We start from the raw sequence: 21767 nt of genomic DNA, 5'->3' as shown, positions 1-21767 counted from the left end.
AAAACAGATTTTTTAATTTTTACAGCTTCTGATACAACTTTTGTCCTTGCTTATGATACTCATTTTTCATGGCGTTGAGACCTGATTCAATCTCTTGATTTAACTTGAGATCTAGGTTGTCAGACTGCTGATTTTGAGCGTATTCACGCACATTTTGGGTAATCTTCATTGAGCAAAATTTAGGTCCACACATCGAACAGAAATGCGCTGATTTATGTGCCTCTTTCGGCATGGTTTCATCATGCATACTACGTGCCGTATCAGGATCTAAACTTAAATTAAATTGATCTTCCCAACGAAACTCAAAACGTGCTTTTGAAAGCGCATTATCACGGACTTGAGCACCTGGGTGTCCTTTGGCGAGGTCTGCAGCATGTGCTGCAATTTTATAGGTGATAATGCCATCTTTGACGTCCTTTTTATTGGGTAGACCTAAATGCTCTTTAGGTGTTACGTAACAAAGCATCGCTGTTCCATACCAACCGATCATGGCTGCACCAATTGCTGACGTAATATGATCATAACCAGGTGCAATATCTGTTGTTAATGGTCCTAATGTATAAAAAGGTGCTTCTTTGCAAACCTCAAGTTGTAAATCCATATTTTCTTTAATCATATGCATAGGAACATGACCAGGACCTTCAATCATGACTTGCACATCGTGTTCCCAAGCTCGATGGGTTAATTCTCCTAATGTACGCAGTTCAGAAAATTGGGCTTCGTCATTGGCATCTTGAATGCACCCAGGGCGTAAACCATCACCTAAGCTGAATGAGACATCATAGGCTTTCATGATCTCGCAGATTTCATCAAAATGGGTGTATAAGAAATTTTCTTTATGATGTGCAAGACACCACTGTGCCATGATTGAACCGCCGCGTGAAACGATGCCCGTTAAGCGATTGGCTGTGAGAGGAACATAGCGTAATAAAACACCAGCATGAATCGTGAAGTAATCAACCCCTTGCTCAGCTTGTTCGATTAAAGTGTCTTTAAAAATTTCCCATGTAAGATCTTCTGCTATTCCATCCACCTTTTCTAATGCTTGATAAATCGGAACAGTTCCAATAGGTACAGGGGAGTTTCGAATAATCCACTCGCGTGTTTCGTGAATATTTTTACCCGTAGATAAATCCATGATGGTGTCAGCACCCCAACGTGTTGCCCATGTCATTTTTGCCACTTCTTCATCAATGGATGAACCCAGTGCTGAGTTGCCAATATTGGCATTGATTTTCACTAGGAAATTTCGTCCGATAATCATCGGTTCGAGTTCAGGATGATTGATATTGGCAGGAATAATGGCACGACCTGCAGCGACTTCTTGGCGTACAAATTCGGGTGTAATTTCTAATAAATTTTTTGCACCAAAGTTTTGACCAACATGTTGGCGAGTATCCACACCTTCGCGCTGTTTTTGGTTTTCTCGAATCGCAATGTATTCCATTTCAGGCGTGATAATACCCTGCTTAGCATAATGCATTTGCGTAACGTTATGTCCTGGTTTAGCTCGACGAGGTTTCTGGATATGTGCGAAACGAATGCCAGCTGTACGAATATCTTGAAGACGTTCTCGCCCAAATTTTGAGCTTAATGTCGCGAGTTGTTCTGTATCTGCGCGCTCTTCAAGCCATGTATCTCTGAGGTTTGGTAGGCCTCGATTTAAATCAATTTGAATCTCAGGGTCGGTATAAACACCTGAAGTGTCATACACCAAAATGGCAGGATTATACTCACCGCCTAAGCCCGTTGGTGTATCGGAGAGTGCAATTTCACGCATGGGTACGCGAATATCTGGACGAGAACCCTGAACATAGACTTTTTTTGACGCTGGTAAAATGCGGGTGAGATCTTGAGCATCTTGCTCATGTTGAGCAGAGAGATCTGTATTTGAAAGATTCGTTAATTGGTTCATTGCAATGATCCTTATGAATGACATCAACGAATCAAGCACGACCAAAAACGGTGGCGGAATTATCCTGAATGAATAACCTAGAACAAAGTTTTTAGATGGCTTGATTCCTACGCAGGTATTAACCTGATCAGGTTCAACGGTACTCACCATCAAAACAATGTTTTAGGTGATCTCAGCGAGTTATTACTCGCGCTCCGTCAAGCGATGCCAAAATATTAACATATAAAGTCCGATTAAAGTCATCAGACTATGATGCATAACAAATTGCGTCTTTAAAGCAATTACGACGATTTTCAAGATCAACAGTTTTTAAGTTTAAATAGTGACTTAGCTGTATAAGAACTTGCGGATTTTGATCAGTCTGATTTGAAGTTAATTTACTTTTTTGTTGTGAATCCAGTTCGATAAATTTTAAGAAAAGTCTCGCTTGATCTGCTAAACGACTATTTTTCATATTTGCGAGTTGTTCGATTTCAGCTAAAGCATCGGGTGCAATTTCAACACGTCCTTCAAAATCATGAGAAACAGGATCATGGTTGAGACCTTTAAATAATAGATTTGAATAAAAATGATAAAGGTACTCTGCATCTAAACGGAAACTGCTTTGAGGATATTTTTTTAGATAATTTTCCCAATACTGGGCACGTCTAGAAATCTCTTTTGCTTCAAGATGAAAATGAGGATCTTCAAATTGTGCTTGCTGATTTTGTTCAGCAAGTTCTTGCATAAATGCTTGTTCTGCCTCAGGGAAATAGGGGGCAAATACTCGTGCTAAATAATATGGGTTTCTTTGATAGGTTGCTTGGTGGTTAATATCGACGAGATCAATATACGCTTGACCTTTATGCCGAAGTAAATATTGATCTCGTGGATGTAATTTTTCAATTTGTGATTGTTGAATCGTCGGAAATTGCGACTGGTCATGAGCATATAAATCAAAAGCTTTTTGCTGATCAGCTGATCGATCTATACTTAAGAAATTTCTATACATGATGTCTGCCAAACCGATCAATTCTTTCTGTTCCTGAAAGGGCATTAAGGGAAGACAAAGTCGAATATCTTGATTGATTTGCTCAATGGCGAATGTAGTCCGTTGAGCAGTTATCCCGAGCATTTCTTTTTTGAGTTTTTGACAAATAAGGTTGAGATCAGGTGTGGTGTTCTGGTTTTGGGTTGGGTTTGGAGATTCAGTAGGTATTTCTTCGGAAATCGGTTTTTGACACGCAGTTAAGCCAAGACTTACGACCATAAGAGTCAATAATTGACGAATAGGCTTAAACGTGTGCAAAAATGACTTCATTGAGATATCAAAATACAGTTAAAGTGTGAAATGAGGCGCAAATAGATTTTCACTTATTTTAAAACCGTACAGTGAAATTTATTGTAGTTGCTTCGCAATCAAGCGTTAAAATAATGTATGAAAAACATACATCAATGTGCATAATTCAAAATAATTCTCCGGATTAAATGAAAAAATAATAAAATTGATACGTAAAAAGCTCGATTAAAGATTATATTTGCAACATCCTATTCTAATTACTTGTTATTCAAATGCTTAAGGTGCTGTGAAGTCATTATCATGAAAAAAACTCTACTTGCAGTCAGTTTAATTGCACTTAGCCCGATGAGCTTTGCATTGAACCTCGTTGAAGCCTATGAGCGAGCAAAGCAAACCGATCCAAATTGGCAAGCCAACGTGTTGCAGTATGAGGCTGACCAGTTAAATATAGGTTTAGCAAAAGGTAATTTGCTGCCGACAGTAACCGTTTCAGGAAATGTGACGCGTAAAAACCAAGATGTAAATCGTTCAAGTACAGAATCGAATCCTTTTTTTAATAGTTCTGACCTGTTGGCATCGACATCGACCACTCGTCAAATTGCGATTACTGCACGACAACCCATTTTCAGAATGGATGCTTGGCAGGGATATAAACAGGTAAAAACCTCAGTTCAACTGAGTGAAGTCACTTTAAAACAGCAACAGCAACAACATATATTAAATGTCTCTGAAGCTTATTTTAATGTACTACGTCAACAGTCTTTAACGCTCACTAACGCTCAAGAAGAAAAAGCATTATTCGAGCAGCTCAATATGATGAATGCCAAACTCAAAGAAGGTTTAGTTGCTGAAAGCGATGTGAGCGAAGCGAATGCACAATATCAAAATGCGCGAGCAAATCGAATTGCGACAGGTGTTCAATTAATCTTGGCACAAGAGCAACTTGCTCAGTTGATTGGACCTTACCAAGAAAAGCTCGCTGTTTTAAGTGATGATTTCGAGTATCAAAAGCCTGTACCGAATATCATGAGTGAATGGACTAAATTAGCTCAAGAACAGAATCTTGAAATTCTACAAGCGCGTTTGCAACGTCAATATGCCAATGATCAGCGACGTGTAGAGCAAGCGGCGCTTTATCCTCAAGTCGAAGCCGTAGCCACTTATGGATATAGTGAACAGTCACCACAAACAGCTATATCGAGTGATGGACAGTTCGATCAGGTGGGTGTAGAAATGAACTGGAATGCCTATACCGGTGGGCGAACTAAAATTAATATTGATAAAGCGACAAAAAATGTTAAAAAGTCGGAACGCCAATTAGAAGCTGCGATACGTAAAGCAACCACAGATGCTAAAAAATCTTACCTACAAATTGATATGGATAGTGCTACATTGCAAGCGCGCAAAGCTGCCATGGATTCTTCAGCATTAGTCGCGAAAGCATCCCAAGCTCAGTATGATGAAGGGCTTAAAAGTATGGTTGATGTGTTGCTTGCGCAAAGAAATGCTTTTGCAACGCGATTAGATTTTGTGAATGCTCAATATGATTATGTGTTGAATGTGTTGAGGTTGAAGGCTTCTGTGGGTCAATTGAATGAAAATGAGCTTCGTCAAATGAATGCATGGTTAGTTGAAAAATAGAATAAATTGATTGTTTTGTCATCAAATATTCACAATTGATATGCTTTAATATGGCAAAAATTTCAATCCATTCACGCTGTGTGGAGTAATAAGACTTTGAGCTCTAATAATCCTGTACTTAGCCACCATATTTCTTCTCAATTTAACGAAGATTTGCAAGATGTCCATACCAAATTTATGGCGATGGGTGGTTTGGTTGAGCAACAAGTTGCTAATGCCATTCATGCTCTTTTAGATACAAATGTGAATTTAGCTGTAGATGTCCAATTTCAGGATAATACGGTAAATCGCTATGAGCGTGAAATTGATGAAGGTTTGACTTTGATTTTAGTGCGTCGCCATCCTGCTGCAAGTGATCTGCGTATGGTGATTGCAATGAGCAAGGCCAATACCGATTTAGAACGTATTGGTGATGAAGCAGCTAAAATTGCACGTATAGCCCAAAATCTATGTGAAGAAGGTGAATCACCTCGTGGTTATATGGAAACACGTCATATCGGTAATCAAGTGCGAGTAATGATTCATGATGCATTGGATGCATTTGCACGTGTTGATGCAGAGCAAGCACTTAAAGTATTGTTGGCTGACGCAGATATCGATCGTGAATATCAATCTGCTACACGTACATTAATGACCTACATGATTGAGGATCCTCGTCATATTTCTCGTGTTCTGAATGTCATGTGGGTGCTGCGTTCTTTGGAGCGTATTGGTGACCATGCGCGAAATATTTCTGAACAAGTGATTTATATGGCTAAAGGCTATGACGTACGACACACCAGTGTGGAAGAGATTGAAGAAAAAGTTCAAGGTAATCATTAAAATAGAATTCATATAATACACAAAAACCTCGAATATCGAGGTTTTTTTATGCGGACACTAAACTTGAGTTCTGTAAAACATATATACAAAAAAATTCCTAGATTTTGGGGGAAATCTAGGAAGGAAAACTGATGAAACAGTACGCTGTTATTATTATTTGTTCACTCATAATCTTGCTATGAAATAATAATATTCAAATTATGTGTAAAGTTCAGCTGCAAAAGTGTGATTTTGTGTAATTTAATATTTGTAAAATGTAAACCTTATCACACTTTAGTGTCCTATCCAATCCTGCCTATTTCATTAGTTTATGTCAACTATTATGATGATCTAAAAGTATTTTAGAATCTTTCGAAATAAAAAAAGCCCTGATATTCAGGGCTTTTTTAAGTCATACTTATGCAGATTTTGCTTCACCAGGTGCAGATAACATATGACCTGTTTCTTCGAAATTAGAATGCCAAGAGAGCGCTTCTGTAAGTAGGTGAGGAGTTTGTCCACCTTTAGCACATGCACGATCGAAATAGTCGTTTAATGCATCTTTATACAATGGGTGAACACAGTTATCGATGATTGCACGTGCACGTTCACGCGGTGCAAGACCACGTAAATCAGCAAGACCTTGTTCAGTAACAAGAACGTCTACGTCATGACCTGTGTGATCTACGTGAGATGCCATCGGCACTACAGATGAAATGTCACCGCCTTTAGCGATTGATTTAGTAACGAAGATTGCGATATGCGCATTACGTGCGAAGTCACCTGAACCACCAATACCATTCATCATTTTTGAACCACATACGTGCGTAGAGTTCACATTGCCGTAGATGTCAAATTCAAGCGCAGTATTGATCCCGATAATCCCTAAACGGCGTACCAATTCTGGGTGGTTTGAAATTTCTTGAGGGCGTAATACAAGTTTGTCTTTGTATTGCTCAAGATTATTGAATACTTTTTCACCATAACGTGCAGAAAGTGTAATTGATGAGCCAGAAGCGAATTTCATTTTACCAGCATCAATTAATTCAAAAGTACAGTCTTGAAGTACTTCTGAGTACATGATGAGATCTTCAAAATTCGATTCTTTAAGACCCGTTAATACTGCATTCGCAATTGAACCAATACCTGCTTGTAATGGACCTAAATTTTTAGGAAGACGTTCTTCAGCCACTTCTTTTTCAAAGAATTCGATTAAGTGGTTTGCAATTGCTTGAGTCTCATCATCTGGTGCAGTGACTGTTGATGGAGAATCATGGAATTCGCTGTTAAATACGATGCCAACAATTTTAGCAGGATCGATATTAATTGCATGTGTACCAATACGCTCATCGACTTGAGTGAGTGGAATCGGCTGACGTGTCGGACGATAAGATGGGATATAAATATCGTGCAAGCCTTCGAATGCTGGGCTTAAATTTGTGTTAATTTCAACAATTACTTTTTCTGCAAAGATTGCAAAGCTTGCTGAGTTACCTACTGAAGTCGTTGGAATGATGCCACCATCTTCAGTAATTGCTACAGCTTCGATTACAGCAATATCAGGCTTTTTCAATTGTTTATTACGCATTTGTTCAACAGTTTCTGACAAATGCTGATCAATAAACATTACTTCGCCTTTATTGATCGCCTTACGCAAAGTATTATCAACTTGGAAAGGTAGACGACGAGCCAATACGCCAGCTTCAGTTAACTGTTTATCTAAGTCATTACCCAAAGACGCACCAGTGATTAAAGTGATCTTTAAAGGGTTTGTATGAGCGCGTTTTACCAATGCCAATGGAACTGCTTTAGCTTCACCAGCACGCGTGAAACCACTCATACCTACGGTCATGCCATCTTCAATAAACGTTGAAGCTTGTTCAGCTGAAATGACTTTTTCATGAAGTGACTCTAAACGAATGCGATCTAAAGACATGGTTTACTCTTCTCTTGATATTCTGGATCTGGCACCGATTGTACCGATCAAGCGAGCCATTTTGCATACCTGTTAGGCTAAGGTCTAATTTTTTCAAAAAATGCGGATATAAAGATATATTATGGTTTGTAAGATATTGTTTTTTATTTTTAATTTTCATTGTGGTGAATAATTAAACCAATTCAACCGTTCAACTATTCACCATTCATCAAAATCGTTCGGTGATGGTTTGCCTGATTTTATCTAAGGTGCTATTGGTTGAAATATCAGCAACTTGAGGTGTTGAAAGGGGCAGTAGAATGATAGCTTCAAGACCTCCTTCAGGACGATTATGAATTTTTAATTCACCTTCATGAATATCGACAATTCGTTTTACAATGGCTAAACCAAGACCACTCCCTTGGATGGTACGTGCTTCATTGCCACGTACAAAAGGTTGCATAAGGTCTGCAATTTGATCTTCTGGGATTCCATCACCGTGATCAGCAACACAAATTTTTAGATGATCTCCCTCGACTTTCGCACTTAGCTCAATGGGTTCAGCACCATAACGCTTAGAATTATTAATTAAGTTACCAATTAAGCGCTTGAGGGAAAGCGAACGAGCAGTAATCAGTGGGAGTTCTTCTGGTTCAAAGCGAATATCCAGGGGTTTAAACTGAATAACCAATTCTTGCAAAAGGGTATTGATATTGGTTTCTTTTAGGTCTTCATCTGAACCATCACGCATGTAAGAAATAAACTGATTAAGAATGGCATCCATATCATCCACATCAAAGATTAAGCCTTCTTTCAAGAAGTCATCATCTGACATCATTTCAGCACTCAGTCGAATTCGAGTGAGCGGGGTTCTTAAATCATGTGAAATACCAGCCAACATAATTTGACGATCACGTTCAGTGAGCTCCAATGTATAAATCATATGATTAAAGGCTTGGTTGACTTGGCGGATTTCCAAAGGTCCGTGGTTCGTCTCAAGGTAGGGGGCTTTTCCAGTTTTACTGTAGCTATTTGCTGCATTTTGCAGTCGGCGTAGTGGGCGATTGAGCTGTCTCACTAAAGTTAAGATAATCATGGCTGAAATCAGCGGTACGCCAAGAAACCATGCCAAAATCAATTCGGGGCTATAATTTGCATAAGTTTTTAACGGTTCTTGAACCCAATTCCCGTTCATTTCTGGGGTTTGAATCCAAATACGTGGGCTAGGTTTAAATTGGAAATAGACGGTGACCTCAGGCACGTCGAGCTCTTTGGCCAAACGTTTTTCAACTTGGTTCGTAAAGAATTCAGCAATGACTTTATCGCGCTGGTTGGGGAACGCAGCAGGGTCTGTAACGTATTCAATTCCAACACGCTGTTTTAACCATGTGTCAACATCAAGTTCAGTGTCACCATGAAAAATTCGAAGGTCGGGGTTGTTGATAATTTCGAGTTCAACCGCAAGGTAGCGTGCATGCTGTTGAATCTCTGGTAAATAGAGGGTTTTCCAAAAAAACCAAAGTGACATAAACAGACTAAAGAACACCACAAAAACAACCAAAACTGTTGTTCGCATTGCAGCGGAGCGCGGCTTGATTTTGTCAAGAAAGCGTTCCCATTTCGTTCGTTTTCGCTCTGAATACGCAACAAATTCATTAAATTTTTGTGGGTCAATAGGATCAAGTTTCACGGTCTAACCTGAGAGTTTGGGCTGAAAAAGAATAAGTGCATGTAATTGTTTAATACATAAAATAAAGACCCCGACATCATTGATGGCGGAGTCCATTGTTTAAAAAATTATTCTGCACCATCTGGTACGAATACGTATCCCACACCCCACACCGTTTGAATATAGCGTGCACGAGCCGGATTTTCCTCGATTAAACGACGTAAACGAGAGACTTGAACATCGATAGAGCGTTCCATTGCTCCCCATTCACGACCACGTGCCAAATTCATTAATTTATCACGTGTCAACGGTTCACGAGGATGTTGCACCAATGCTTTGAGTACTGCGAATTCACCAGTAGTTAAGGTCACCACTTGACCCTCACGAGTCAATGTTCGAGTCGATAGATCGAGTGACCAAGGACCAAATGAAACCACTTCAACATTCTGGCTTGGTGCCCCAGGAACCTCACGCACTTGTCGACGTAGTACAGCTCGGATACGAGCTAACAATTCATTTGGGTTGAATGGTTTTGGTAGATAGTCATCAGCACCTGCTTCAAGCCCTGCAATACGATCAGAGTCGCTACCACGTGCAGTGAGCATAATAATAGGCGTGTCAATGTTAGACTGCCTTAAACGACGACAAATGCTCAAACCATCTTCTACAGGAAGCATAAAATCTAAAACGATGAGCGAGAAAAGTTCACGTTGTAATAACCGATCCATTTGCGTGGCATCATGTGCGGTTTTAACCACAAAACCTTTATCTTCTAAAAACCGTTGTAAAAGGGTACGAAGACGCACATCATCGTCGACGACCAGAATGCGTTCAACTCTGTCAGTGTCATTGTGTACTACATCAGTATTTTCAGCAGGTACAACTAAACTCATGATGCACTCCCTTAAAAGTTGTATTTATAAATAGTCATTTGTCTCAGTATAATGCCTAAGTTCTTGTTAAGACTATGTATCAAATTGCTCAAAATTACAATTTTAAGTGTGTTCTGAAACCAAATCACAACATGTATTGACCTGTTTTTAAGCAAATAATTTAAAATAAAATCGCTATTCAATATGAAGCTAATTTGAAGTGGTATTGAAAGCAAAAAATTTACATCAAAATCAGAAAAATAAAGTGATTATAAAGAGTTAAATGTTTTAGTTCATTGTCAAAGTGATGACACAATGACGCATTACACTCAAATAATTGATCAGAGATCTCACTAGAAGCTTTTTCTCTGGGAGATAAAACTAGAAAAATTGAGACTTTTATTTAAAATTTCATTGCAAATATTCAAAACAATTGTGGATTTTATAGTCTCGGTCTTTATAATCACTAACTTTTAGTCCTTATCCTTGTGGAATTTAACACGATGACTGACTTAGTTCAGCAGTTGGCAAGTGAACTTGCCGTACGTCCAAACCAAGTAGAAGCTGCCATTAAGCTGATTGATGAAGGTTCTAGTGTTCCATTTATTGCACGTTACCGTAAAGAAGTAACTCAAGGCTTAGACGATACGCAGTTACGTCAACTGGATACCCGATTAACTTACCTTCGTGATTTATTTGAACGCCGTGAAAAGGTCATTGAATCACTGAAAGAACAAAATAAACTCACGGATGATTTGTTAGCTCGCGTCAATGCCGTTGAAACAAAAAATGCATTAGAAGAAATTTACGCACCGTATCGTCCAAAACGTACAAGTAAATCATTTAAAGCAAAAGAGGCTGGTTTAGGCCCAATCGCTGAAAAAATCTATAATGAAAATGTTGAACCTGCAGAAGCTTTAGCAGGATTTAATCATGAAGATTATCCTGATTTAGAGAGTCAATTAGACGCTGTTCAGCATATTCTCATTGATGACTGGGCACAAAATATTGCACTCACGACAGAGCTTAAAGCGATGTTTGCAAAAACAGCAGTGTTAAAAAGCTTAGTTGCTAGTGAAGAGAAAAAAGAAGTTGGTAAAAAATTCCGTGACTACTTCGATTTTTCTGAAAATTTAAACAAAGTTCCATCACATCGCTTATTGGCAATGTTACGTGGACGTCAAGAGAATGTACTCGGTCTAAAAGTTGATGGTGAAAATGATGCTCCTTTGGCGCGCATTGAAACTGAATACAATCTTGATCAAGTTCAACCTCAAGCCCGTCAAGATTTTCTGAAGCAGACTGCAAAATTATTCTGGCTCGGCAAAGTCCGCCCTACAATTGAGCATTCACTTCTGACAGAAAAGCGTTTGGCTGCTGAAGCAGAAGCAATGCAAGTATTTGCAGAAAATTTACGTCATTTACTTTTATCTGCACCAGCAGGTTCACGTACTACTTTAGGTGTGGATCCTGGTATCCGTACGGGTGTGAAATTGGCTGTCGTGAATGCATCTGGAGATGTACTGGCACACAGCACGATTTATCCATTCGCACCTAAAGAAGATAAAGAAGGCTCAATCAATGAATTGGCACGTTTATGCCGTGAATTCAATGTTGAGCTAATTGCTATTGGTAACGGTACCGCGAGTCGTGAAACAGAAGCCGTTGTTGCGGAAATGATGGCTGCTCATGCTGATCTTAAATTAACGCGCGTGTCTGTATCTGAAGCAGGTGCTTCAGTATATTCAGCATCTGAATTGGCTTCACAAGAATTACCAGATTTAGACGTATCGATTCGTGGTGCAGTATCTATTGCGCGTCGTTTACAAGATCCATTGGCTGAACTTGTGAAGATTGATCCTAAATCAATTGGTGTAGGTCAATATCAACACGATGTGAATCAAACAGGCTTGGCAAAAACGCTTGAAGCTGTAGTGGAAGACTGTGTGAACTCAGTTGGTGTAGATGTGAATACAGCATCTTCAGCGATTTTGGGTTACATCGCAGGATTAAACAAATCTATAGCACAGCAAATTGTAGACTACCGTAAAGAGAATGGTCGTTTTGATAATCGTCAAGATTTGAAAAAAGTACCACGCTTAGGTGAGCGTACTTTTGAGCAAGCTGCAGGTTTCTTACGTATTCAAGATGGTTCAGAACCATTGGATGCATCAGCAGTTCATCCTGAGTCTTATGGTTTAGTCAACAAGATTGTTGAAGCGAAAGCGACCACTGTAAAAGATATTATTGGCAATACTGAAATCATTCGTCAGGTTAAACCTGAAGAGTTTGTTGATGACAAATTTGGTTTACCAACGATCCAAGATGTTTTGGCGGAGCTTGAAAAACCAGGTCGTGATCCACGTCCGGAGTTCCGTACAGCGAAGTTCCGTGATGACATTACTGAGGTTTCACAACTGACTGAAGGCTTAGAGCTTGAAGGTGTAGTGACCAATGTAACGAACTTTGGTGCATTTGTTGATGTTGGTGTTCATCAAGATGGTTTAGTTCATATTTCAGAACTAGCGAATGAATTTATTTCTGATCCACATAAGTTTGTGAAACCAGGGCAAATTGTTCAAGTGCGTGTGTTACAAGTTGATGTGGAACGTAATCGTGTGAATTTATCGATGCGTCCTGCAGGATCTGAAGTACCTGCGAAGGCGCCGCGCCAGCCACGTCGTGAAACTCAAGGCCAGCAAGAGCAACGTGGTGAGCGTAAACCACACGCGAAGCGTCCTCAGCAAGCACGTCCACACGGTGATCGCCCACAACATGCGAAAAAACCTCAGCAGCAGAAACCACAAGAACAGAAGATTGGTGGTTTAGGTGCATTATTATTACAAGCAGGGGTTAAAGGTTCGAAGTAATCTTTAATCAGGTAAAAAACCTCCCATATGGGAGGTTTTTTTATGCTTATGTTTTTAAATAAATGAAGAACATCAAGGTGATTTATTTTAAATGTAAACTTTAAGATGGTATAAAACAACAAGAAAAACTTAATAATCAATTCATCACTTCAAAATTATTTTTAACTTTATAAGTCATATAATTAAGAGAAATTAAACATGAGTATATCTCAAAATAACGAGCTGAAACCTCAATTTTATAGTCGTGATTTGCTCTCAGGTCTGGTTGTTTTCCTTGTTGCACTTCCGCTTTGTTTGGGCATAGCTCATGCATCAGGTGCACCACTCATTTCAGGCATTATTGCTGGCGTGATTGGTGGAATCGTTGTTGGTTTTTTTAGTGGCTCACATATCAGTGTATCTGGTCCCGCTGCAGGCTTAGTGGCGATTGTATTGACCCAAATTGAATTACTACAAGGTAATTATCAAGCCTTTTTGTTCACATTGTTTTTAGCTGGAATTTTACAAATATTATTTGGTATTTTTAGGTTAGGTGTTTTCTCAAATTTCGTACCCACCAATGTGATTTTGGGATTGCTTGCCGCGATTGGTCTGTTACTGATTATCAGTCAATTACCTAAATTGATTGGTTTGGACGTCAAAGGATTTGCTTTGATTGATCAATGGTCAATTCAATCTGTACTGAGTCATATTGATATTGGCTCAGGATTAATTGGTCTAAGTTGTATTGCGTTAACTCTACTGTGGGATAGTAGTAAATTAAAAAAACTGCCGCTGCCTTCAGCCTTGATTGCGGTGATATTTGCTGGACTTCTTAACTTTATCATGTTGAAAATCGGCTCTCCATATGCAGTAAACCCTCAACAATTGATTAATCTTCCGAATATCTTTTCTGGTTCAGAAACGATTTTCCAGTTTCCAGATTTTTCGTATTGGAATGATAGTTTAATTTATACGGGTGCAATTACATTAGCGGTGGTAGCTTCTCTTGAAACACTATTGAATTTAGAAGCTGCCGATAAGATGGATCCACAAAAGCGCTCATCACCACCCAATCGTGAATTATTTGCACAGGGTGTTGGAAACTCTATGTCAGGATTGATCGGTGGTATGCCGATTACCTCAGTCATTGTTCGTAGTTCAGTGAATGCAACCAGTGGAGCTAAAACCAAATTTTCTGCAATCTTTCATGGTTTTTTACTGATTGTTGCAGTGGTGGCGCTCACTCCATTAATCAATGCGATACCGCTATCTTCATTGGCAGCAATCTTAATCTTGACTGGATTTAAATTGGCAACACCAAGCCTATTTAAACGGATTTATGCGCAAGGTTGGAAACAATTTTTACCTTTTATTGTCACGGTAGTTGCAATCATTGCAACTGATTTACTGAAAGGCATCATGATTGGTCTAGTGATCAGTTTATTGATTATCTTACAGAGTCATTTACACCGTGGTGTACGTGTGATCCATGAAAAACACTTGCATGGTTCACTTACCCGTATTGAATTAGCACCGAATTTAAGTTTTTTAAATCGTGCCGCACTCGTCACCGCTTTAGAAAAAGTTAAACCGCATGAAAATGTGCTAATCGATGCATCCAATACCTATTATATTGATCCAGATATCTATCAAATTATTAAGGACTTTCAAAGTGAAGTGGCGGTAAAGCAGGGGATAAAAGTTAATTTACAAGGTTTTAAAGCACATTATCCTGAAATAAAAGAGGACGAGCTCGATCTTGATGTGAGTACGCAAGAACTCCAAAAACAGCTCAGTCCTGATCAAGTTTTACAGATGCTAAAAGACGGGAACTTGCGTTTTATTAATCATCAGCGTTTACACCATAATATTGCTCGCCAAATTCAAGTTACGTCAAATGCAGGGCAACATCCTATTGCTGCAGTGTTGGGTTGTATGGATTCTAGAGCACCGACAGAGCGCATTTTTGATGTAGGAATCGGTGATTTATTCAGTTTGCGTATTGCTGGAAATATTGCTGGTCAAAAAGTCGTGGGCTCTTTAGAGTTTGCATGTAAAACCAAAGGTGCAAAACTGATCGTGGTATTGGGGCATACGGACTGTGGTGCGGTAGGATCTGCTTGTCATTTATTTGAGCAAAAAGTGGATTTGAGTCAACTAAAAGATACACCGAACGTTCAGCATTTTTTGAAGCCGATTATGCAGGCGGCGGAAACAGTCAAAAATGATATGAGTAATTATCAACTTACAACCAATTTTATTGATGCTGTAACTGTGCTAAATGTGCGAAATAATATTAATTATATTATTAAAAATAGTGACACGCTAAGAGACATGATTGAGCGTAAAGAGATTGGGATTGTTGGCGCAATCTATGATGTGAAATCTGGTCAAGTCAACTTTTTATCTTAAATGATCTCATTTCATCAGTAAGTGATATTAAAAACCTCCCAAATGGGAGGTTTTTAATTTATCCATTAATCATGGGAACAATCCAGCTGGTTAAGATCAGTAAAATCCCGAGATGACCTAATTTTCGTGAAATTTTTACGAATTTTGGAACTGATTGTTCGATCTTTTGTGCATAGTCTTGTAGGTTGGTAGCTTTAGTTTGGCGGCTATGCCACAAGAATACGGCAAGATCGATACAGATGAGAATAGTTCCTACATCTGCGACTACGTCTAAAACTTTAAATTCTTGAGTATAAAAACCGAGAGTAACTTGATAAATGAGGAATATCGCAAATGCGATGGCTGCACATTGCAGCACTAAAGCTAAACCACGCATAAGTACAAAGCATAAAATCAATAAGATGCAAGGTTTATAACATAACTCTGCCGCCTAACGAATGATCTCAAAATTTTTTTTAGGCCTAGATTTGAACTCAATCATGATTAGCACTAAATAAGATTCGGCAAGATCAAGCTGAATGCGATCGTGCCTAACCCTATTTTTGACAAATGATATGCATAAGACTTTGGTGCTTTGGCATGATTCATCTGCTGTTGATCCAATTTAGTTTTATTTTGAGCATCGGCTGGTTTGAGGTTGAATCCCAGCTCAAGCAAAATTAAAAATAAACCTAGCTGTAATAAGGTGTCGAATGAGTAATGTTGCTGAATAATCATGCTCATGATTTGAGTAAAAATCAAAACAGCAACTGCTAGAAAAAATAATCTAAAAAAATAAATTTGAGCCATGACAAACTCCTATTTTATGTTCTGATCATGGCGTTTAATTCTTAAAGAATAATTAAAATCACACAGTGAAAATGTAACAAGATCATTTCACAAAGTACTTAAATTAACTTGTTCGATCACCAATGTTCGCCAGGAAATAGTCGGGCATATGCACGCTGTACAATGTTTAATTTCTCTTGGCGACCAACAGAAGCAGTAGAGCTTGGAAATAAATTAAATCCAATCGACATCAATTTATTATTAATATCAGGTGCAATTGCATAAGTAATTGATGCAAGTTTTCCAAGACCAGTCGCTACCTTTTTTGGACGGTTCACAATAGCACCAGCGATTAAATCTGCAGCTTGATTCGGTGAAAGTGCTGGCACGTATTTATATATTTTAGTTGGAGCGATCATCGGCGTTCTGACCAAAGGCATGTAGACCGAGGTGATAGCGATATTATGCGCATGGACTTCAGCTGATAGGCAACGGCTAAATGCATCCAATGCAGCTTTTGAAGCGACATATGCAGAGAAGCGTGTAGCATTGGCTAATACACCAATTGAACTAATATTAATAATATGTCCACGTTCACGGTCTATCATATGTGGAAGGACATTTAAAATGAGGCGAACAGCACCAAAATAGTTGAGTTGCATCGTACGTTCAAAATCATGAAAACGGTCGATGGACTCATGGACTGCACGGCGAATCGAACGACCTGCGTTATTAATTAGAATATCAATATGTGTGACGCTATTGAAGATTTGTTGCGTTACAGCATCGATTGAACTCATATCATTCAAATCACAAGGAAAAATGTCAGCTTTTCCCCCTTTTTGCTCAATCTCATATTTTACTTGTTGTAAAGTTTCCTCAGTTCGTGCCACCAATAATACATGCGCACCTGCCGCAGCCAATTGATGTGCAACAGTTAAACCGATACCACTGGACGCGCCTGTAATCAGAATATTTTTTCCATGGACACGTTTTTTAAAACGCTGTTCTAATTTTTTATTCACTTCATTCTCCCTGTAAATGCAATGAATTGTGGAACACGTATTTTTAAACGTGTCATACAAATTAGCATAGTGGAAAAATGAAAATAAACCATGGCATAAGTTTATGAATTTATTGTAAAAATTAGAGTAAATGCTCTAATTTTTTATTGTGGTAATACGAATAAAATAATTGAAAAAGACGATAGGGTAAATGAGGATAAAGCCCCAGTCATGAGGCTTTATTTCTAATGTATTACCAAGATTAAACTTGAGCGAGCGCTTGTTCTAGGTCGGCGATTAAATCGTCAGGATGTTCGATTCCAATAGATAAGCGAACCATATCCGTAGAAACGCCAGCAGCTTTTAACTCTTCTTCATTCAGTTGGCGATGCGTTGTAGTTGCTGGGTGACATGCTAAGCTTTTTGCATCACCGATATTCACCAATCGTGTGAATAATTGTAGGGCATCTATAAAGCGAGTTCCGCCTGCTAAGCCATCCTGTACACCAAATGAAAGAATTGCTGAAGGTTTGCCCTTAACGTATTTCTGAGCTAAAGCATGTTGCGGGTGATCAGGTAGTCCTGCGTAATTTACCCATTTTACTTTTGGATGAGCTTGTAAATATTGAGCAACTTTTAAAGCATTTTCAGTATGACGTTCCATACGTAAACTTAATGTTTCTAAACCTTGCAGGATTAAGAAAACATTTTGTGGGCTAATCGCTGCACCTGTGTTGCGTAATGGCACGACACGAGCACGTGCAATATAAGCTGCTTCACCAAGCGCTTCGACATAGTTCACGCCGTGATAGCTTGGATCGGGCGTATTTAACGCTTTAAAACGATCTGGATATTTACCCCAAGGGAATTTACCGCTGTCAACAATGATACCGCCGATCGAATTACCATGTCCGCCGATGTACTTGGTTAGAGAGTGAACAACAATATCTGCACCAAATTCAAAAGATTTTTGAAGCACTGGTGTAGCAACTGTATTGTCCACAATTACAGGAATGCCAAGTTCATGTGCAAGCTTAGAAATCGCTTCTAAATCAATAATATTGCCGAGTGGATTACCAATAGACTCAACGAAGACTAATTTAGTTTTTTCATCAACAAGTGCTCGCAAACTTTCTGGATTTTGATAATCGAAGAAGCGCACTTCGATCCCTTGTTTTGGTAGCGTATGTGCAAATAAATTATATGTACCACCATAAAGTGTAGATACAGAAGCGATATTGTCCCCAGCTTCAGCAATGGTTTGAATGGCATAGGTAATGGCTGCCATACCTGATGCAAGTGCTAATGCGCCGATCCCACCTTCGAGTGCTGCAATACGTTGTTCAAGCACAGCAGTCGTTGGGTTCATAATCCGTGTATAAATATTCCCAGAGACCTTTAAATCGAATAGGTCTGCGCCATGTTGCGTATTATCAAATGAGTAAGACGTCGTTTGATAAATGGGTACCGCAACTGCTTTAGTCGTTGGTTCAGGTGAGTATCCAGCATGGATGGCGAGGGTTTCGTCCTTATATGTCATTTTGAGATCTTCTTGTGGTTTAAAAATTGTTCAATGAGAATATAGCACCCTAATCATATTATAAAATTTATAAAATATTGAAAAAGTTATCTAAAATTCTCATATGTTGCTCATTTAAAAGCCATATTCTTGTGCACTTTGAATGGTAAGTTTGATGAAAAAATAAACTTGTAACATTCCTTGCAAGTTCGGGCGTATGGCTTATGTTTTTATCGTATTCATCGTATAATGCTCCCTAATTATTTGTCCGCGATTTGTATTTACAGCGGATTTTGTTTTTTTTATAGAGGAGTCCTACGTGGCCCAATATATTTACACGATGAACCGTGTGTCTAAGATGGTTCCGCCTAAGCGCGAAATCCTTAAAGACATCTCTTTATCATTTTTCCCGGGCGCTAAAATTGGTGTTCTTGGTTTAAACGGTGCAGGTAAATCTACCTTGCTTCGTATTATGGCTGGCGTAGATAAAGATTTCTCTGGTGAAGCTCGTGCACAACCAGGTATCAAGATCGGCTACCTTGAGCAAGAGCCGCCATTAGATGAAACAAAAGACGTTCGTGGCAACGTTGAAGATGGCGTTCGTGAAGCACTTGATGCATTAGCTCGTCTTGATGAAGTTTTCGCTGAATATGCAGCTGAAGATGCCGACTTTGATGCACTTGCAAAAGAGCAAGAAAAGCTTGAAGCAATTATTCAAACTTGGGATGCGCATAACTTAAATAACCAGCTTGAACAAGCAGCGGCAGCGTTAAACTTGCCAGCTTGGGATGCTGATGTCACTAAATTGTCAGGTGGTGAGCGCCGTCGTGTGGCACTTTGCCGTTTGCTCTTGTCTAAACCAGACATGTTGCTTCTTGACGAACCGACGAACCATTTGGATGCATCATCTGTTTCATGGTTGGAACGTTTCTTAAAAGATTTCCCTGGTACAATCGTTGCGATTACGCATGACCGTTATTTCTTGGATAACGTTGCTGAGTGGATTCTTGAGCTTGACCGTGGTATGGGTATCCCTTATCAAGGTAATTATTCTTCTTGGTTAGAGCAGAAAAATGCCCGCTTAGAGCAAGAACAGAAGCAAGAAGAATCTTTTGCTAAAGCATTGAAAAAAGAACTTGAATGGGTTCGTTCTAATGCAAAAGGTCAGCAAAAGAAAAATAAAGCACGTATGGAACGCTTTGAAGAGCTTAACTCTCGTGAATTCCAACAACGTAACGAAACGTCTGAAATCTACATTCCACCTGGTCCACGTCTAGGGAACAAGGTTGTGGAAGTTGAAGGTATCAGCAAATCGTTTGGTGATCGTACGCTTTACAAAGATTTATCTTTTGTTGTTCCACCTTGTGCGATCGTGGGTATCGTGGGTGAGAACGGTGCGGGTAAAACCACACTATTCCGTATGATGACAGGTGAATTACAACCTGATACAGGTACGGTAACGCTAGGTGAGTCAGTTAAAGTGGCTTACGTGGGTCAGATTCGTGACACCTTAGATAACAATAAAACGGTTTGGGAAGAAGTTTCTGGCGGTTTAGATATCTTACGTATTGGTGAATATGAAATCGCATCACGTGCATATATTGGTCGTTTTAACTTTAAAGGCCAAGATCAGCAGAAGCGTGTAGGTCAATTGTCAGGTGGTGAGCGTAACCGTTTACAACTTGCGAAAATTCTACAAATGGGCGCAAACGTTATCCTTCTCGATGAACCATCGAACGACTTGGATATCGAAACTTTACGTGCGCTTGAGGATGCAATTTTAGTATTCCCAGGTACTGTAATGGTCATCTCGCATGACCGTTGGTTCCTAGACCGTATTGCAACGCACATCTTGTCATTCGAAGGTGAAACACCAGAATTCTTCACAGGAAACTATGCTGAGTTCGAAGAATACCGTCGTAAACGCGATGGCGATGATCTAGTGGCCAAGCGCCAAAAATATCGCAAAATTGGTGGTTAATTCCATCTAATAAAAAAACCAGCCTTCAGGCTGGTTTTTTTATGAATTAATTTTATGAAAATGCTAAAAGACTATAAGCTTGAAGTAGAGTTCTTTTTGCATTTTCATTTCCAGCATTCGCTGATTGGTTCAGCCATTTTTCAGCAATTTGATAATTTCGATCCAAACCTAGTTCACCATTTAAGTAACTCAGACCTAATTGATATTGTGCTTCAGCATTCCCACGTAATGCATCACGTAGGTATAACCACATTTGATTTCGAGGGTTTAAGGATGTGGATGGCTCGAGATTGGATAAATTAGCCGTTCGAGTACGTTTTAGATCAAAGAATAGTGATTGAAATAGTTTTATTATCATTATGGTTCTCCTTGCTTATCCATGCAAAAATGAGATCTATTTCATTAAATTATGCTCTTTTGAAGGTTTTGTCTACTACTCATATATAAAATTTAAATTTATTTAATTTTAAGTCCTAAAAGCTCAAATGAGCTTTTAGGACTGATGAAAATAAACAATTAATTTTCCCATTCGTGATTACATTCACGGCATTTCCATTTCTTTTGAGATTGCATGAAGGCTTGCATCGAAATTTTGAAATCTGGTAAATCTTTCCAGAACATCACACCCGCTATCACTGCAATTAAAAATACGATCACAGTTGCAATTTGAAGTGTCTCGCCAGCACCATTACTAAAAATCATCAGTACAACGCTAATAATCACCAATAATAGGAGTAAAAATAGAGTGGGTACGAGGATGATTAAGCTTTTAGGAACATTTGGTCGTACAGCAGGTGCATTGGCACTTGCTAAAGGAAGAATTTTACGACTTTGACATTTAGGGCATTGGTACTGCATGAGCGCTCCGTATTTCTTTTGCTTAATTCTATAACATCGAAACTAAAATCAAAAATGTATAGATGAAAAAAAACCACTGATCGAGGTCAGTGGTTTTTTAGAATTTGGCGTCCCTACGGGGATTCGAACCCCGGTTACCGCCGTGAAAGGGCGATGTCCTAGGCCTCTAGACGATAGGGACTTATGAGGCAACACAGTTAATGCTATAAAAGCAATCTAGGTATCAAGCTAAGTGCTCAATCTGTGTGAGCGCTATATTAGGGATATAACACTCATGCGTC

At 39.0% G+C, this 21767-nt stretch carries 16 protein-coding genes, 1 tRNA gene and 1 riboswitch; of the genes, 5 read left to right on the top strand and 12 right to left on the bottom strand.

Annotation, left to right across the window (positions count from 1 at the left end; genetic code table 11):
- Nucleotides 1–19: 19 nt before the first annotated feature.
- Together thiC and AC1M9L_RS04735 are read right to left on the bottom strand one after the other, a co-directional pair.
- Nucleotides 20–1915, bottom strand: coding sequence for a phosphomethylpyrimidine synthase ThiC (gene thiC, locus AC1M9L_RS04740; RefSeq protein ID WP_481591483.1), 1896 nt, complete (start codon nucleotides 1913–1915; stop codon nucleotides 20–22).
- 87 nt (nucleotides 1916–2002) lie between these two features.
- Nucleotides 2003–2122: riboswitch (TPP riboswitch) on the bottom strand.
- A gap of 40 nt (nucleotides 2123–2162) precedes the next feature.
- Nucleotides 2163–3215 (bottom strand): hypothetical protein, encoded by a 1053-nt coding sequence (locus AC1M9L_RS04735; protein WP_481591482.1) that lies wholly within the window; start codon nucleotides 3213–3215, stop codon nucleotides 2163–2165.
- 279 nt (nucleotides 3216–3494) lie between these two features.
- Between AC1M9L_RS04735 and abuO the strand changes: the two genes are divergently transcribed.
- Nucleotides 3495–4835 carry a multidrug efflux outer membrane protein AbuO gene (gene abuO / locus AC1M9L_RS04730; RefSeq protein WP_481591481.1) on the top strand — a complete coding sequence of 447 codons (1341 nt, stop codon included), beginning with the start codon at nucleotides 3495–3497 and terminating at the stop codon, nucleotides 4833–4835.
- Nucleotides 4836–4931: 96 nt separating this feature from the next.
- Entirely contained in the window at nucleotides 4932–5657 is a 726-nt protein-coding gene (gene phoU / locus AC1M9L_RS04725; RefSeq protein ID WP_035263928.1) for a phosphate signaling complex protein PhoU, read from the top strand.
- A gap of 397 nt (nucleotides 5658–6054) precedes the next feature.
- Here the strand turns inward: phoU and AC1M9L_RS04720 are convergent, their stop codons facing one another.
- The 3 genes from AC1M9L_RS04720 to ompR all read right to left on the bottom strand — a co-directional run bounded on the left by AC1M9L_RS04720 (nucleotide 6055) and on the right by ompR (nucleotide 10113).
- On the bottom strand, nucleotides 6055–7572 hold the full coding sequence (locus AC1M9L_RS04720) for an acetyl-CoA hydrolase/transferase family protein (RefSeq protein ID WP_481591480.1): 1518 nt from the start codon (nucleotides 7570–7572) through the stop codon (nucleotides 6055–6057).
- A gap of 208 nt (nucleotides 7573–7780) precedes the next feature.
- Complete coding sequence (locus tag AC1M9L_RS04715) at nucleotides 7781–9241, bottom strand: ATP-binding protein (RefSeq protein ID WP_092767308.1); 1461 nt, start codon at nucleotides 9239–9241, stop codon at nucleotides 7781–7783.
- A gap of 107 nt (nucleotides 9242–9348) precedes the next feature.
- Nucleotides 9349–10113, bottom strand: a complete 765-nt coding sequence (gene ompR, locus AC1M9L_RS04710) for an osmolarity response regulator transcription factor OmpR (RefSeq protein WP_035263934.1) — start codon at nucleotides 10111–10113, stop codon at nucleotides 9349–9351.
- Between the two features lie 482 nt (nucleotides 10114–10595).
- Here ompR and AC1M9L_RS04705 point away from each other — a divergent pair, with 482 nt between their 5' ends.
- Nucleotides 10596–12962, top strand: coding sequence for a Tex family protein (locus tag AC1M9L_RS04705; RefSeq protein ID WP_481591479.1), 2367 nt, complete (start codon nucleotides 10596–10598; stop codon nucleotides 12960–12962).
- Nucleotides 12963–13160: 198 nt separating this feature from the next.
- A complete protein-coding gene (locus AC1M9L_RS04700) occupies nucleotides 13161–15356 on the top strand; it encodes a bifunctional SulP family inorganic anion transporter/carbonic anhydrase (protein ID WP_481591478.1) in 2196 nt (731 codons plus the stop codon).
- Nucleotides 15357–15414: 58 nt separating this feature from the next.
- Here the strand turns inward: AC1M9L_RS04700 and AC1M9L_RS04695 are convergent, their stop codons facing one another.
- The 4 genes from AC1M9L_RS04695 to AC1M9L_RS04680 all read right to left on the bottom strand — a co-directional run bounded on the left by AC1M9L_RS04695 (nucleotide 15415) and on the right by AC1M9L_RS04680 (nucleotide 18668).
- Nucleotides 15415–15732: a hypothetical protein gene (locus AC1M9L_RS04695; RefSeq protein WP_481591477.1), complete on the bottom strand. Its 318-nt coding sequence runs from the start codon at nucleotides 15730–15732 to the stop codon at nucleotides 15415–15417.
- Nucleotides 15733–15845: 113 nt separating this feature from the next.
- Complete coding sequence (locus AC1M9L_RS04690; RefSeq protein WP_481591476.1) at nucleotides 15846–16145, bottom strand: hypothetical protein; 300 nt, start codon at nucleotides 16143–16145, stop codon at nucleotides 15846–15848.
- Between the two features lie 116 nt (nucleotides 16146–16261).
- Nucleotides 16262–17149, bottom strand: coding sequence for an SDR family NAD(P)-dependent oxidoreductase (locus AC1M9L_RS04685; RefSeq protein ID WP_179998874.1), 888 nt, complete (start codon nucleotides 17147–17149; stop codon nucleotides 16262–16264).
- Between the two features lie 241 nt (nucleotides 17150–17390).
- Nucleotides 17391–18668, bottom strand: coding sequence for an O-acetylhomoserine aminocarboxypropyltransferase/cysteine synthase family protein (locus AC1M9L_RS04680; RefSeq protein WP_481591475.1), 1278 nt, complete (start codon nucleotides 18666–18668; stop codon nucleotides 17391–17393).
- Nucleotides 18669–18966: 298 nt separating this feature from the next.
- Here AC1M9L_RS04680 and ettA point away from each other — a divergent pair, with 298 nt between their 5' ends.
- Entirely contained in the window at nucleotides 18967–20628 is a 1662-nt protein-coding gene (ettA, locus tag AC1M9L_RS04675) for an energy-dependent translational throttle protein EttA (RefSeq protein WP_035263944.1), read from the top strand.
- A 52-nt stretch (nucleotides 20629–20680) separates the two neighbouring features.
- Here the strand turns inward: ettA and AC1M9L_RS04670 are convergent, their stop codons facing one another.
- From AC1M9L_RS04670 to AC1M9L_RS04660, 3 genes are all read right to left on the bottom strand, one after another.
- Nucleotides 20681–20986 (bottom strand): SEL1-like repeat protein, encoded by a 306-nt coding sequence (locus AC1M9L_RS04670; RefSeq protein WP_051586493.1) that lies wholly within the window; start codon nucleotides 20984–20986, stop codon nucleotides 20681–20683.
- A 158-nt stretch (nucleotides 20987–21144) separates the two neighbouring features.
- Nucleotides 21145–21486 (bottom strand): zinc-ribbon domain-containing protein, encoded by a 342-nt coding sequence (locus AC1M9L_RS04665; RefSeq protein WP_035263946.1) that lies wholly within the window; start codon nucleotides 21484–21486, stop codon nucleotides 21145–21147.
- A 105-nt stretch (nucleotides 21487–21591) separates the two neighbouring features.
- A tRNA-Glu gene (locus AC1M9L_RS04660) sits at nucleotides 21592–21667 on the bottom strand.
- Between the last annotated feature and the right edge of the window lie 100 nt (nucleotides 21668–21767).

The organism is Acinetobacter sp. ANC_7511, from assembly GCF_056779975.1.
Note: the sequence above shows the minus strand (reverse complement) of the source record. Positions and strands in the feature narration are given on the sequence as shown.